A 593-nucleotide genomic window follows, 5' to 3' on the forward strand; every position below is an offset into this window, starting at 1 on the left:
ACGACGTCACCGACACGGTTCTGGAACTTCGCCTGTTCGCGAAGACCGGCAATGGCAACCGTCAGGGTCACCGCCGCATCGCCGAGCCCGACTGGGCGACCGTGCACCGCGAGCTCAAACGCAAGCATGTGACGCTGTCGATCCTGTGGGAGGAATATATCGCCACCGAGCCCGGCGGATACCGGTACTCGCGCTTCTGTGAGCTCTACCGCGCCTGGGAGGGCCGCCTGTCGGTGACGATGCGCCAGGCCCATGCGGCCGGCGACAAGTTGTTCGTCGACTATGCCGGCGATGGCGTGCCGGTGGTGGTCGACCGCCTGACCGGTGAGCGCAGAACGGCGCAGATCTTCGTCGCCGTGCTCGGCGCATCGAGCTTCACCTACGCACAGGCGACGTGGACGCAGGGGCTCGCCGACTGGATCAGCGCCCATGTTGGCGCCTTCGCGGCGATCGGCGGCATACCGGTGCTGGTGGTGCCCGACAACACCAAGGTCGCGGTCATTAAGGCGAGCCTGTACGACCCGCAGATCAATCGTACCTACGCGGAGATGGCGGCGCATTACGGCACCGCCATCTTGCCGGCGCGGCCGCGC

Annotated in this window: 1 protein-coding gene; it reads left to right on the plus strand. The window is 66.8% G+C overall.

Going from position 1 to position 593, the window contains the following annotated elements:
• On the plus strand, nucleotides 1-593 hold a 593-nt coding region (gene istA / locus IVB42_RS08730), incomplete at both ends, for an IS21 family transposase (protein ID WP_247374877.1).

Origin of the sequence: Bradyrhizobium sp. 45, from assembly GCF_023073155.1 — a bacterium.
GTDB lineage: Bacteria > Pseudomonadota > Alphaproteobacteria > Rhizobiales > Xanthobacteraceae > Bradyrhizobium > Bradyrhizobium canariense_D.